A 12,964-nucleotide genomic window follows, 5' to 3' on the forward strand; every position below is an offset into this window, starting at 1 on the left:
AACGCGTTACGCGCATCCGGCGTTGAATGGTGTCATGACCGAACGCCACATCCTTGAGCCCACGGCATCGCACCCGATCACCGTGACCCCGACCGGCAAGCACGTCGTCGTGCGCGTGCGCGGCGAAGTCGTTGCTGAAACAGACGCCGCACTGACCCTGCAGGAATCCAGTTACCCTGCGGTGCACTATGTTCCGATGGACGATGTGGCCGCCGAACTGCTCCGGCCCAGCGACACCGAGACGTACTGCCCGTACAAGGGTGACGCCTCGTATTTCGACGTCGTCGTCGACGAGGACACCGTCAGCGACGCGATCTGGACGTACCGGCAGCCGTACCCGGCCGTCGCGCAGATCGCCGGCCACGTCGCGTTCTATCCGGACAAGGCCGATGTCGTAGTGGGCACCTAGGCTGGCGTGATGCGCAGTACGGCCAGCGTCGTGTTCGCCGGGCCGGCGAGCCCGGGGTGGACGTTGTCGCCGCTGCGCAGGGGCCGGGCCGACCCCTGCTATCACGACGCCGCCGACGGCTCGATCTGGCGGACCAGCCTGATGCGTACCGGGCCCGTCACCGCGCGCATCACCCGCGGCGCCGTGGGCACCGTCGAATGCGAGGCCTGGGGTCCCGGCGCCGTCGAGTTCACCGAGACGCTGCCCGCCCAGCTCGGTGCCGAGGACGACGCCTCCGGCTTCGCCCCCGAGGATCCGACGGTGGCCAAGGCCCTGCAGAAGTCTCCGCACCTGCGGCTGGGACGGACCGGGCGGGTGCTGGAGGCGTTGGTGCCCGCAATCCTCGAACAACGGGTGGTCGGCAAGGACGCCCGGCGCGCATGGCGGAAGCTGGTCAGCAAGTATGGGGCCCCGGCGCCCGGGCCGACGCCCGTCAACCTGCGGATCTTCCCCACAGCCGACGCCTGGCGTCGTGTCCCGTCGTGGGAATTCCACCTCGCCAACGTCGACCCCGGACGGGCGCGCACGATCATCGGCTGCGCCCAGCGCGCAGATTCGCTGGAACGCCTGGTCGACCGATCGCCGGAGTCGGCGCGCGCGGCATTGATGTCGCTGCCCGGCGTCGGGATCTGGACGGCCGCGGAGGTGGCTCAGCGCGCATTCGGGGACGCCGATGCGCTCTCGGTCGGTGACTACCATCTGGCCAAGATCGTGGGCTGGACCCTGCTGGGCCACCCGATCGACGACCCCGCGATGGTCGAGCTGCTCGAACCACTTCGGCCCCATCGGCACCGAGCCGTACGGTTGCTGGAAGTCAGTGGGATGACGGTCAATCCGCGTTTCGGGCCAAGGCTTTCCATACCTAACCTCGCCGATCTGTGACCTCGACGTCACGGGTGATTACCTGTCTATCCACCCGGGTACACGTCGCGGGACAGTCGATCGTGCGAAGGAGCTAGCAATGACTGCGTTCACCGTTCCCGGCCTTTCCGACAAGCAGGGAGCCGAAGTCGCCGAGCTGCTGCAGAAGGCGCTCAGCAGATACAACGACCTGCACCTGACACTCAAGCATGTGCACTGGAATGTCGTGGGCCCCAACTTCATCGGCGTGCACGAGATGATCGACCCGCAGGTCGATCTGGTGCGCGGGTACGCCGACGAGGCCGCCGAGCGCATCGCCGCGCTGGGACAGTCCCCGCTCGGTACCCCGGGTGCGATCCAGAACGACCGCACGTGGGATGACTACTCCGTGAACCGCGACACCGTGCAGGCCCACCTTGCCGCACTGGACCTGGTGTACGTCGGCGTGATCGAGGACACGCGCAAGAGCATCGAGCGTCTCGGTGAACTCGATCCGGTCTCCGAGGACATGTTGATCGGTCACGCCGCGGAGCTGGAGAAGTTCCAGTGGTTCGTGCGCGCCCACCTGGAGAATTCCGGTGGCGAGCTCGTCAACGAGGGTGCGACGTCGGAGAAGGCGGCCGCATCGAAGGCCAAGGAGGCCTGACCCGCCTCCCCCGCAGTAGACCTGTGCTGCCGCCGGGGAGCGCGTCGTCCCACACCGGGTGGTCGGCGCGCTCCCCGGCGGTTTTCAGCGATAGGCCGTGACGCGGGCGAGCAGCGCGGTCCGACCGTCGCTGCCGACAGCCTCGGCTTCGGCGACCCCGCTGCTGCGTCCGGTGTGGATCGGTTTCGCCCGGTAGTGCGCGTCCGCGCCTCCGTGGAAGGGGCGCAGGTAATTCACCCGTAGGGACGCAGTGCGGTACGGCTCGGCGCCCGTGTCCCGGTTCAGGACCGCCGAGCCCACCAACTCCAGTCCCATCGCGGACACCCCGCCGTGAACGGCCCCGACGCTGTTGTTCAGCACCGGATCATCCCGTTGGACCAAAACTGCTGCGGCACCACCGGTTTCGCCGACCCCGACGGCCATCAACTCATCGAGGCGCGTACCGGGCAGGGAGCCTCCCGGCCCCTCCGGCCACGGTGCGAGCGACGCGGGGACGGTGATGTAGAACGAACGCACGGTCGCCGTGGCGATGACCTCGGCACCGACACTCAGTTCACACAACCCCAGCGCGGCTCGCCCCTTGCGTCCCAGCGGATGCGCAATTGCCAGGACGGGCTCGTCCGCGGCGGCGGCGATGACCTCGGCGGCCTCCGGCACCACCTCGAGCGACAGTTCGCTGGACACGGTCCACTCCTGCGCGCCCCTGCGCGCGTGGTTGATCAGGCCGCCGGTGTGATCGACGAGCATGGCCAGGGGCGCGATGGACGGGTGGCCGGTCAGCGGATTGAGCAGTCCGGCGGCAGGGATGGTCGCCACGCAGCGGTCGAGGCCCTCCTCAGGGGTCTCGATTCCGAAGCGGCCCAGCGGCGTATTCAACGGGTACGGCACACCTGCAGCCTGCCATGCGGGGGGTGCGGCCGCGATGCGCGGACCCCACCGGGGCGGGCAAAAGTGTTGGCTTGCAGCCACTTACGTTGAGACGGCCGTTCCATGACGTCACCGCGGCCGCATCGACGGCTTCCAGGACCGTTTCTTAAGAATCCGGAAAGGCTTTGCGCAAAGTGATATGGCGTCGTCCTTGCACTACAACTCGATCTATGCCGCTACCAGCAAACTATTAGCGACGGCGGCGCACAGGTGTGACGTATCCCTCATCGGTGAGGTGCAAGCCGGTTGTAGCTGAAAACCGGCCAACGGCAACGTTATTCACTCGTTATGCAGCTTGCCGCCGTTTGCGGCCGCCGGCCACTCGGCGAACTTTGTTAGGTAGGGCTAAGTTGGCATGTCAGGGGCCTTTTGTCATATCGTTTTGTCCACTTGTGGCGCGTGGAAAAAGGGCCGTCGTTCAGTGCTGCACGAAGGGCCCTCCACCGCCAGACCGGCTAACACTCTCGGCAACGGTTGCCATTCGTGATTTCGAGTCGAGAAGTGTGCTTTCAGAGGTAGGTGGGAATGGCGCCCAGTCGTCAGGGCTCTTATTGCTCCTCGCGTCCGCAGGGCCTTTACAACCCCGCGTTCGAGCACGACTCGTGCGGTGTCGCGATGGTCGCCGATATCCACGGCCGCCGTAGCCGCGACATCGTCGACAAGGCGATCACTGCGCTGCTGAACCTCGAACACCGCGGCGCCCAGGGCGCCGAGCCGAACACCGGCGACGGTGCGGGCATCCTCCTGCAGGTTCCTGACGAGTTCTTCCGCGCCGTCGTCGACTTCGACCTGCCCGAGCCCGGCAGTTATGCCACGGGCATTGCATTCCTGCCACAGTCGTCCAAGGACGCCGCGATGGCCTGCGAGTCCGTCGCGAAGATCGCCGAGGCCGAGGGTCTGCAGGTGCTCGGCTGGCGCGACGTCCCGACCGATGATTCGTCACTGGGCGCCCTCGCTCGCGACGCCATGCCGACGTTCCGTCAGGTGTTCCTCGCCGGCGCGTCCGACATGGAGTTGGAGCGGCGCGCCTACGTCGTCCGCAAACGCGCCGAGCACGAGCTCGGAACCAAGGGCCCCGGTCAGGACGGCCCGGGTCGCGAGACCGTGTACTTCCCGAGCCTGTCTGGGCAGACGTTCGTCTACAAGGGCATGCTGACGACACCGCAGTTGCGGGCCTTCTACCTCGACCTGCAGGACGAACGGTTGACCAGTGCGCTGGGCATCGTCCACTCCCGCTTCTCGACCAACACCTTCCCGTCCTGGCCCCTGGCGCACCCGTTCCGCCGCGTCGCGCACAACGGTGAGATCAACACCGTCAACGGCAACGAGAACTGGATGCGTGCGCGTGAGGCGCTGATCAAGACGGACGTGTTCGGTAAAGGAAAAGATCTCGACAAGATCGTTCCCGTCTGTACCCCGGGCGCATCGGACACCGCACGCTTCGACGAGGTGCTCGAGCTCCTGCACCTTGGCGGCCGCAGCCTGCCGCACGCCGTGCTGATGATGATCCCGGAGGCCTGGGAGCGGCACGAGTCGATGGACCCCGCACGCCGGGCGTTCTACCAGTACCACTCGTCGCTGATGGAGCCGTGGGACGGCCCCGCCTCGGTGTGCTTCACCGACGGCACGGTCATCGGCGCGGTCCTCGACCGCAACGGTCTGCGCCCCTCCCGGATCTGGGTCACCAGCGACGGCCTCGTCGTGATGGCGTCGGAAGCCGGTGTCCTCGACCTCGACCCGGGCACCGTCGTCCAGAAGCTGCGCCTGCAGCCCGGCCGCATGTTCCTCGTCGACACCGCGCAGGGCCGCATCGTGTCCGACGAGGAGATCAAGGCACAGCTGGCCGCCGAGCAGCCGTACCAGGAATGGCTCGACAAGGGCCTGTTCCAGCTCGACGAGCTGCCGCCGGGCGACTACGTGCGGATGCCGCACCACCGCGTCGTCCTGCGCCAGCAGATCTTCGGCTACACCTACGAGGAGCTGAACCTTCTCGTGGCGCCGATGGCGCGCACCGGCGCCGAGGCGCTGGGCTCCATGGGCACCGACACCCCGATCGCGGTGCTCTCCGCCCGGCCGCGGATGCTCTACGACTACTTCCAGCAGCTGTTCGCCCAGGTCACCAACCCTCCGTTGGACGCCATCCGCGAAGAGGTGGTGACCAGCCTCGCCGGCACCGTCGGCCCCGAAGGCGACCTGCTGAACCCGACCGCCGACTCGTGCCGCCAGATCGTTCTGTCGAACCCGATCCTGCGCAACGCCGAGCTCTCCAAGCTGATGTGCGTCGACCCCGACCACGAGATCCGCGGCCACAAGCACGGACTGCGCGCCGCCGTCATCCGCTGCCTGTACCCCGTGAATCGCGGCGGCCAGGGCCTCAAAGAGGCGCTGGACAACGTCCGCGCCAAGGTGTCGTCGGCGATCCGCGACGGCGCCCGCATCATCGTGCTGTCCGACCGCGAGTCCGACGAGTCGATGGCGCCGATTCCGTCGCTGCTGTCCGTCTCGGCCGTCCACCACCACCTCGTCCGCGACCGGACCCGCACCCAGGTCGGCCTCGTCGTCGAGGCGGGCGACGCCCGCGAGGTGCACCACATGGCGGCCCTCGTCGGCTTCGGCGCCGCCGCGATCAACCCGTACATGGCGTTCGAGTCCATCGAGGACATGGTCGACCGCGGCGTCATCACCGGGATCAGCAGCGACCAGGCCAAGGCCAACTACGTCAAGGCCGCGGGCAAGGGCGTGCTCAAGGTGATGTCCAAGATGGGCATCTCCACCCTGGCGTCCTACACCGGCGCTCAGCTGTTCCAGGCCATCGGCATCAGCCAGAAGGTGCTCGACGAGTACTTCACCGGGCTGGCCTGCCCCGTCGGCGGCATCGACCTCGACGACATCGCCGACGACATCTCCACCCGGCACGCCCTGGCGTACCTGGACCGACCCGACGAATGGGCGCACCGCGAACTCGAGGTCGGCGGCGAATACCAGTGGCGGCGCGAGGGTGAATACCACCTGTTCAACCCCGACACCGTCTTCAAGCTGCAGCACTCGACGCGCACCGGGCAGTACGACATCTTCAAGGAGTACACCCAGCTGGTCGACGACCAGAGCGAGCGCATGGCGTCGCTGCGCGGTCTGCTGAAGTTCCGCGACGGCCAACGCCCGCCGGTCCCGCTGGACGAGGTCGAGCCCGCCAGCGAGATCGTGAAGCGCTTCTCGACGGGCGCGATGAGCTACGGCTCGATCTCGGCCGAGGCCCACGAGACGCTCGCGATCGCGATGAACCGCCTCGGTGGGCGGTCGAACTCGGGCGAGGGCGGCGAATCGGTCGCGCGCTTCGACCGCGACGAGAACGGCGACTGGCGGCGCAGCGCGATCAAGCAGGTGGCGTCGGGCCGGTTCGGCGTGACGTCGCATTACCTGACGAACTGCACCGACATCCAGATCAAGATGGCCCAGGGCGCCAAACCCGGTGAGGGAGGCCAGCTTCCGGGTCACAAGGTGTACCCGTGGGTCGCCGAGGTGCGTCACTCGACGCCCGGTGTCGGCCTCATCTCGCCGCCCCCACACCACGACATCTACTCGATCGAGGATCTCGCGCAGCTGATCCACGACCTGAAGAACGCCAACCCGCAGGCCCGTGTGCACGTCAAGCTGGTCTCCGAGAACGGCGTCGGGACAGTGGCGGCCGGCGTGTCGAAGGCGCACGCCGACGTCGTCCTGATCTCGGGTCACGACGGCGGCACCGGTGCGACGCCGCTGACGTCGATGAAGCACGCAGGCGCACCGTGGGAGCTCGGCCTGGCCGAGACCCAGCAGACGTTGCTGCTCAACGGACTTCGCGACCGCATCGTCGTGCAGGTGGACGGTCAGCTCAAGACCGGCCGCGACGTCGTGGTCGCCGCGCTGCTCGGCGCCGAGGAGTTCGGCTTCGCGACCGCTCCGCTGGTGGTCGCCGGCTGCATCATGATGCGCGTCTGCCACCTCGACACCTGCCCCGTCGGCGTGGCCACGCAGAATCCGCTGCTGCGCCAGCGCTTCAACGGCAAGCCCGAGTTCGTGGAGAACTTCTTCCTCTTCGTCGCCGAGGAAGTCCGGGAACTGATGGCGCAGTTGGGTTTCCGCACCGTCAACGAGATGGTCGGGCAGGTCTCCGCACTTGACACCACGCGGGCCGCCGAGCACTGGAAGGCCCACAAGCTGGACCTGGCGCCGGTGCTGCACGAGCCCGAGTCGGCGTTCATGAACCAGGACCTCTACTGCAGCTCGCGTCAGGATCACGGTCTGGACAAGGCCCTCGATCAGCAGCTCATCACGCAGAGCCGCGAGGCGATCGACCATGGGACCCCGGTGCGTTTCTCGACGACCATCGCGAACGTCAACCGCACCGTCGGCACGATGCTGGGCCACGAGGTCACCAAAGCCTATGGCGGCCAGGGGCTTCCGGACGGCACGATCGACATCACGTTCGAGGGTTCGGCCGGCAACAGCTTCGGTGCGTTCGTCCCCAAGGGCATCACGCTGAGGGTGTACGGCGACGCCAACGACTACGTGGGCAAGGGATTGTCCGGTGGCCGGATCGTGGTGCGACCGCCCGAGGGCGCTCCCGAGAACTACGCGGCCGAGGACAACATCATCGCGGGCAACGTGGTGCTGTTCGGTGCGACCAGTGGGCAGATGTTCCTGCGCGGTCAGGTCGGGGAGCGGTTCGCCGTGCGTAATTCCGGCGCCCACGCGGTGGTGGAGGGAGTCGGCGACCACGGCTGCGAGTACATGACCGGTGGCCGGGTCGTCATTCTCGGTCCGACCGGGCGGAACTTCGCGGCGGGCATGTCCGGCGGCATCGGCTATGTCTACGACCCCGACGACGCTCTCGCCGGCAACCTCAACTCGGAGATGGTCGAACTGGAGGATCTCGGCGACGTCGACTCCGAAGACGCCGTGTTCGTCCACGACATGATCCAGGCGCACGTTGACGCCACCGATTCCCCGGTGGGGCAACAGATCCTGGCGGGATGGAACGGATCGGAATTGTCCAAGTTCAAGAAGGTCATGCCGCGCGACTACAAGCGTGTGCTGCAGGCGATCGCCGAAGCCGAACAGAGCGGTGCCGACGAGAACGGCGTCGCCGAGGCGATCATGGCGGCCGCAAATGGCTGACCCACGCGGATTCCTCAAGAACACCCACCGCGAGACGCCGCAGCGCCGTCCGGTCGACCTTCGTCTGAAGGACTGGCGAGAGGTGTACGAAGACTTCTCCCACGACACGCTCAAGGCGCAGGCGAGCCGTTGTATGGATTGCGGTATCCCCTTCTGCCACAACGGTTGTCCGCTGGGCAACCTGATCCCGGAGTGGAACGACCTGGTGCGCACGGGTCGTTGGCGCGACGCCATCGAACGCCTGCACGCCACCAACAACTTCCCGGAGTTCACCGGCCGGCTGTGCCCCGCTCCGTGTGAGGGTTCGTGCGTGCTCGGCATCAACCAGGATCCGGTGACCATCAAGCAGGTCGAGGTCGAGATCATCGACAACGCCTTCAAGGAGGGCTGGGTCGTCCCGCTGCCCCCGACCAAGCTGACGGGCAAGACCGTCGCGGTAGTCGGCTCCGGGCCCGCGGGATTGGCCGCCGCGCAACAGCTCACGCGCGCCGGCCACAAGGTGACGGTGTTCGAGCGCGACGACCGCATCGGTGGTCTGCTGCGCTACGGCATCCCTGAGTTCAAGATGGAGAAGCGCCACATCGACCGGCGTCTCGACCAGATGCGGGCCGAGGGCACCGAATTCCGGGTCGGCGTCAACGTCGGTGTGGACATCACCGCGGCGCAACTGCGTTCGGAGTTCGATGCGGTGGTGCTGGCCGGCGGGGCAACCGCGCGACGGGATCTGCCGATCCCCGGCCGAGAGCTCGACGGCATCCACCAGGCCATGGAGTTCCTGCCGTGGGCCAACCGGGTGCAGCTCGGCGACCCCGTCATCGACGAGAACGGGCAGCCGCCGATCACCGCCAAGGACAAGAAGGTCATCATCATCGGCGGTGGCGACACCGGCGCCGACTGTCTGGGCACGTCGCACCGCCAGGGCGCGGTCAGCGTGCACCAGTTCGAGATCATGCCGCGGCCGCCCGAGACGCGTGCCGATTCCACGCCGTGGCCGACCTACCCGCTGATGTACCGCGTCACCTCGGCGCACGAGGAGGGTGGCGAGCGCGTCTACTCCGTCAACACCGAGGAGTTCTACGGCGAGGACGGACGCGTGAAGGGCCTGCGCGGCTACGAAGTCGAGATGAAGAACGGCAAGTTCGAGAAGGTGGAAGACACCGACTTCGACATGGAGGCCGACCTCGTGCTGCTGGCGATGGGTTTCACCGGGCCGGAGCGGGAGGGGCTGCTGACCGACCTCGGCGTGGAGATCAACGAGCGCGGCAACGTCGGACGCGACTCAGTGTTCGCGACGTCGGTGCCTGGCGTCTACGTGGCCGGCGACATGGGCCGGGGGCAGTCGCTGATCGTGTGGGCGATTGCCGAGGGCCGGGCCGCAGCATCCGCGGTGGACAAGTACCTGATGGGCAATTCGGCGCTGCCTGCGCCGATCAAGCCCACCGCGCTGCCGCAGCGTTAGCTCTCCGGCCTGCGCCCCGGCTCGGGCATTGTGACCGAAAATTGACCTTCGGCGCTGCGTTGTGTGGATCCCACAATGGCGGTTGGACTGCGGTGATCTTGATATCACGAATCGATCTCGCGAAGTCACATTGGTCACTCCAGTCACAATAAAAACATCTGACGATTGATCGGCGTGGCTTCGCGAGTTTGCCGAGACCCCGGTATCTAATGACTTGGTGAGGAAGCTGGGGTAACGTGACTCCCCGGTTCAGCTATCGCACACCGCAGGAGTAATCGCCATGTATCTCAACCCGATTACCCGGTCACGGGTGGGTCGAATCGCCTGGACATTGTTCCGTCACCCGGTCAAGAGCCGCGAGTTCCCCGCAAAGGCAGAGCGGCTGATCACCGCCGACGAACTCCTTCGCTACGGCGTCTAGCGAACCCTGGCTCGGCCGAAGGCCGGGTCTGTACCGCGTGTGATCGAACGTTTGCTTGTTCGTTATCGTTTCGTGATCGTCAGCCGTCTTTGCTGGTGAGCAATCCCGAGGCGCTGATCTTGTCGGCCAATGGCTCCAGCACCGCGGGATCGTACGGCGGCGGCAGATAGATGATCGCGAGATCCAGTCCTTCTCCACCCAGGGCCGCAGCCTCCTCGATGACCTTGTCGTAGTCCCGGTCTTCGCCCAACCGGACGTGGGCCGAGAGCATGATCTCCTTCGGGTCGCGGCCGATGTCGGCGCAGTGCGCGGCCAGCACGTCGCGCTTGCGGGCGAACTCCTCGGGGGTGCCGCCGACGAAGTTCCAGTGGTCTGCGTACTGCGCGGTGATCCGCAGCGTCCGCTTCTCGCCGCTGCCGCCGATGCAGATCGGTGGATGAGGCTGCTGGGGTCCCTTGGGCTCGTTGCGGGCGTCCTTGAGTTGATAGAACGTGCCGTCGAACGTCGTGGTCTCCTGGCTCAGAAGACCCTTGAGAACCTGACACGCCTCCTCGAACCGATCGAACCGCTCCTTGATGCTGCCCAGCTCGATGCCGTAGGCGCCGGACTCCTCCTCGTTCCACCCGGCGCCGATGCCCAGCTCGAGACGGCCGTCGGAGACGATGTCCAACGCCGAGGCCATGTTGGCGAGTACTGCGGGATGGCGGTAGTGGATACCGGTGACGAGCACGCCGACCCGCAGGCGCGTGGTGGCCTGGGCGAGGGCGGTGAGGGTGATCCAGCCTTCGAGGCAAGGCCCCTTCGAGTCGGAAAAGATCGGGTAGAAATGGTCGAAGGTCCAGCCCGATTCGAAGACATCGATCTGGTCGGCGGCCTTCCAGATGGCGAGCATGTCGGACCATGTGGTGTTCTGCGGGGAAGTTTTGAAGGCGAATCGCACGTCCACCGAGGCTAGTCCTGATTCCTGAAAGCGCGCGATGAGTCCTGCCGGGTGTGCTGGTCTGTATCGGCATGATCGATATGACTGCGGCATGCGTTGGCACGGCGGAACTGCTGGGCCAGGTGAACGATGATCAGCTGGCGGCGGCCACCCCGTGTGGCTCGATGGATCTGGGCGCGGTGATCGCGCACATCGGTGGCCTGTCGCTGGCGTTCGAGGCGGCGGCGCGCAAGGAGTTCGGCGAACTGACCGACACTGCGCCCGAGATGGGTGACGGTCCGGACGCCGACTGGCGGACGTCCTACCCCGGACATCTCGCGCGCCTCGCCGAGGCGTGGCGAGAGCCGGCGGCCTGGGAGGGGATGTCGCGAGCGGGCGGTGTCGACTTCCCGGCCGACGTCGGGGGGCTGATCGCACTGACCGAAGTCGTGGTGCACGGCTGGGACGTCGCGGTGGCGGCGGGGTTGCCCTACGACGTGCCCGACAAGATGCTGACCGCGGTCCGCGATCACGTGGCGTCCTTCTCCGGCGGTGAGCCCATCGAGGGATTGTTCGGCGCAGCTGTGCCGGTACCCGACGATGCGCCGCTGATGGATCGCGTGGTCGCGCTGACCGGCCGGGATCCCGCCTGGACTAGCTAGGTTCGGATCGGGGCACACTGGAGTCATGGACCCGGTCACCGCGCTGCGCCAGATCGCCTATTACAAGGACCGCGCGCGCGAAGACTCCCGCAGGGTGATGGCCTACCGGAACGCCGCCGATGTCGTCGAAGCGCTCACCGACGCCCAACGCGAGAAGCACGGCGCGGCCAACAGCTGGCAGACGTTGCCGAAGGTCGGGCCCAAGACAGCGAAGGTCATCGCGCAGGCGTGGGCCGGCCGCGAACCCGACGCACTCGTCGAACTCCGTGAGTCGTCACAGGATCTCGGCGGCGGCGACATCCGCGCCGCGCTGCGCGGCGATCTGCACGTGCACTCGAACTGGTCCGACGGATCCGCGCCGATCGAAGAGATGATGATGGCCGCCCGCGACCTGGGACACGAATACTGCGCCCTCACCGACCACTCACCGCGCCTGCGCATCGCCAACGGCCTGTCTCCGGATCGGCTACGGCACCAGCTCGACGTCATCGACGAGATCCGCGAAAAGGTGGCTCCCATGCGGATTCTCACCGGGATCGAGGTCGACATCCTCGAAGACGGCTCCCTGGACCAGGAGGACGAACTGCTCGAACGTCTCGACATCGTCGTCGCCAGCGTGCATTCCAAACTCGCCATGGACGCCCCGGCGATGACCCGCCGCATGCTCACCGCGGTCGCCAACCCCCACACCGACGTTCTCGGCCACTGCACGGGCAGGCTCGTCACCGGGGGCAGGGGGGTGCGGCCCGAGTCGAAGTTCGACGCCGAGAAGGTGTTCGGCCTGTGCCGCGACGCGGGGACCGCAGTCGAGATCAACTCACGCCCCGAGCGCCGCGACCCGCCCACCCGGTTGCTCGAACTCGCCATGGAGATCGGCTGCGTCTTCTCGATCGACACGGACTCCCACGCCCCGGGCCAGTTGGAGTTTCTCGGCTACGGCGCCCAGCGCGCGCTTGACGCAGGACTCGAACCCGAGCGCATCGTCAACACCTGGCCCGCCGACACCCTGCTCGACTGGACGCGCGCCGGCTAGCCGAATTCGGCGGCCAGCAGTCGTGCGGCGGCGGCGCCCGTCGGCTGGGTGCCCTCGCCGAGAACCGTCAGGTGTACGTCGTCGGCGCCGGCCTCGCGCAGCCGATCGGCACGCTCGACGACGTCGGCAGGCCCGCCCAAGGACACCAGCGAATTCACCAGATCGTCGCTGAGCGACGCGATGTCGGAGTCCGAAAAACCCTGTCGCGTCAGCGATTTCCGGTAGCTGGCCATCGCCGTCAGAAGTCGCAGCGGCTTCCGCGCGGTGGCCCGCGCGGCCGCAGCCCCCTCGTCGAGTGCCTGCCGAGCCCCCCGCCGTTGATCCACAGCGTGCCGAACCCGAGCCCGTCGACCGGCAGCGCGGTAGCGTCCCAGCGCAATGGGGGTCATGGCAGGACCGAAAGACCTCAACCGAGATTGAGGTCAACACCT

Annotated in this window: 10 protein-coding genes; 7 read left to right on the forward strand and 3 right to left on the reverse strand. The window is 67.0% G+C overall.

What is annotated here, in order from left to right; translation table 11 throughout:
- The first annotated feature begins 34 nt into the window (after positions 1-34).
- The 3 genes from ACAG24_RS01630 (at position 35) to ACAG24_RS01640 (ending at position 1,955) form a co-directional block, all read left to right on the forward strand.
- Positions 35-409 (forward strand): DUF427 domain-containing protein, encoded by a 375-nt coding sequence (locus ACAG24_RS01630; protein WP_370470957.1) that lies wholly within the window; start codon positions 35-37, stop codon positions 407-409.
- Positions 410-418: 9 nt separating this feature from the next.
- Complete coding sequence (locus tag ACAG24_RS01635) at positions 419-1,330, forward strand: DNA-3-methyladenine glycosylase family protein (RefSeq protein ID WP_370470958.1); 912 nt, start codon at positions 419-421, stop codon at positions 1,328-1,330.
- 79 nt (positions 1,331-1,409) lie between these two features.
- Positions 1,410-1,955, forward strand: a complete 546-nt coding sequence (locus tag ACAG24_RS01640) for a Dps family protein (RefSeq protein WP_370470959.1) — start codon at positions 1,410-1,412, stop codon at positions 1,953-1,955.
- A gap of 84 nt (positions 1,956-2,039) precedes the next feature.
- On the opposite strand, the gene ACAG24_RS01645 is transcribed toward ACAG24_RS01640, so the two are convergent.
- A complete protein-coding gene (locus ACAG24_RS01645; RefSeq protein WP_370470960.1) occupies positions 2,040-2,843 on the reverse strand; it encodes a PaaI family thioesterase in 804 nt (267 codons plus the stop codon).
- Positions 2,844-3,407: 564 nt separating this feature from the next.
- Between ACAG24_RS01645 and gltB the strand changes: the two genes are divergently transcribed.
- Positions 3,408-8,039: a glutamate synthase large subunit gene (gene gltB, locus ACAG24_RS01650; protein WP_370470961.1), complete on the forward strand. Its 4,632-nt coding sequence runs from the start codon at positions 3,408-3,410 to the stop codon at positions 8,037-8,039.
- Positions 8,032-9,498, forward strand: coding sequence for a glutamate synthase subunit beta (locus tag ACAG24_RS01655; RefSeq protein WP_370470962.1), 1,467 nt, complete (start codon positions 8,032-8,034; stop codon positions 9,496-9,498). The genes gltB and ACAG24_RS01655 overlap by 8 nt, the downstream gene beginning before the upstream one ends.
- A 500-nt stretch (positions 9,499-9,998) precedes the next feature.
- Here ACAG24_RS01655 and ACAG24_RS01660 read toward each other — a convergent pair whose 3' ends face one another.
- On the reverse strand, positions 9,999-10,859 hold the full coding sequence (locus tag ACAG24_RS01660) for an LLM class F420-dependent oxidoreductase (RefSeq protein ID WP_370470963.1): 861 nt from the start codon (positions 10,857-10,859) through the stop codon (positions 9,999-10,001).
- Positions 10,860-10,930: 71 nt separating this feature from the next.
- On the opposite strand from ACAG24_RS01660, the gene ACAG24_RS01665 reads away from it, so the two are divergent.
- Complete coding sequence (locus ACAG24_RS01665) at positions 10,931-11,500, forward strand: TIGR03086 family metal-binding protein (protein WP_370470964.1); 570 nt, start codon at positions 10,931-10,933, stop codon at positions 11,498-11,500.
- A 25-nt stretch (positions 11,501-11,525) separates the two neighbouring features.
- A complete protein-coding gene (locus ACAG24_RS01670) occupies positions 11,526-12,533 on the forward strand; it encodes a PHP domain-containing protein (protein WP_370470965.1) in 1,008 nt (335 codons plus the stop codon).
- On the opposite strand, the gene ACAG24_RS01675 is transcribed toward ACAG24_RS01670, so the two are convergent.
- Positions 12,530-12,922, reverse strand: a complete 393-nt coding sequence (locus tag ACAG24_RS01675; protein ID WP_370470966.1) for a hypothetical protein — start codon at positions 12,920-12,922, stop codon at positions 12,530-12,532. The two genes, ACAG24_RS01670 and ACAG24_RS01675, sit on opposite strands and share 4 nt — an antisense overlap.
- Positions 12,923-12,964: the final 42 nt, after the last annotated feature.

The organism is Mycobacterium bulgaricum (assembly GCF_041287165.2).
Lineage (GTDB): Bacteria > Actinomycetota > Actinomycetes > Mycobacteriales > Mycobacteriaceae > Mycobacterium > Mycobacterium bulgaricum.

Excerpts from the sequence above, each read along its gene's own strand:
- ACAG24_RS01630 (WP_370470957.1), top strand. The coding sequence starts at position 35 with ATGACCGAACGCCACATCCTTGAGCCCACGGCATCGCACCCGATCACC.
- ACAG24_RS01635 (WP_370470958.1), top strand. The coding sequence starts at position 419 with ATGCGCAGTACGGCCAGCGTCGTGTTCGCCGGGCCGGCGAGCCCGGGG.
- ACAG24_RS01675 (WP_370470966.1), bottom strand. The coding sequence starts at position 12,922 with ATGACCCCCATTGCGCTGGGACGCTACCGCGCTGCCGGTCGACGGGCT.
- ACAG24_RS01670 (WP_370470965.1), top strand. The coding sequence starts at position 11,526 with ATGGACCCGGTCACCGCGCTGCGCCAGATCGCCTATTACAAGGACCGC.
- ACAG24_RS01665 (WP_370470964.1), top strand. The coding sequence starts at position 10,931 with ATGATCGATATGACTGCGGCATGCGTTGGCACGGCGGAACTGCTGGGC.
- ACAG24_RS01640 (WP_370470959.1), top strand. The coding sequence starts at position 1,410 with ATGACTGCGTTCACCGTTCCCGGCCTTTCCGACAAGCAGGGAGCCGAA.
- ACAG24_RS01655 (WP_370470962.1), top strand. The coding sequence starts at position 8,032 with ATGGCTGACCCACGCGGATTCCTCAAGAACACCCACCGCGAGACGCCG.
- gltB (WP_370470961.1), top strand. The coding sequence starts at position 3,408 with ATGGCGCCCAGTCGTCAGGGCTCTTATTGCTCCTCGCGTCCGCAGGGC.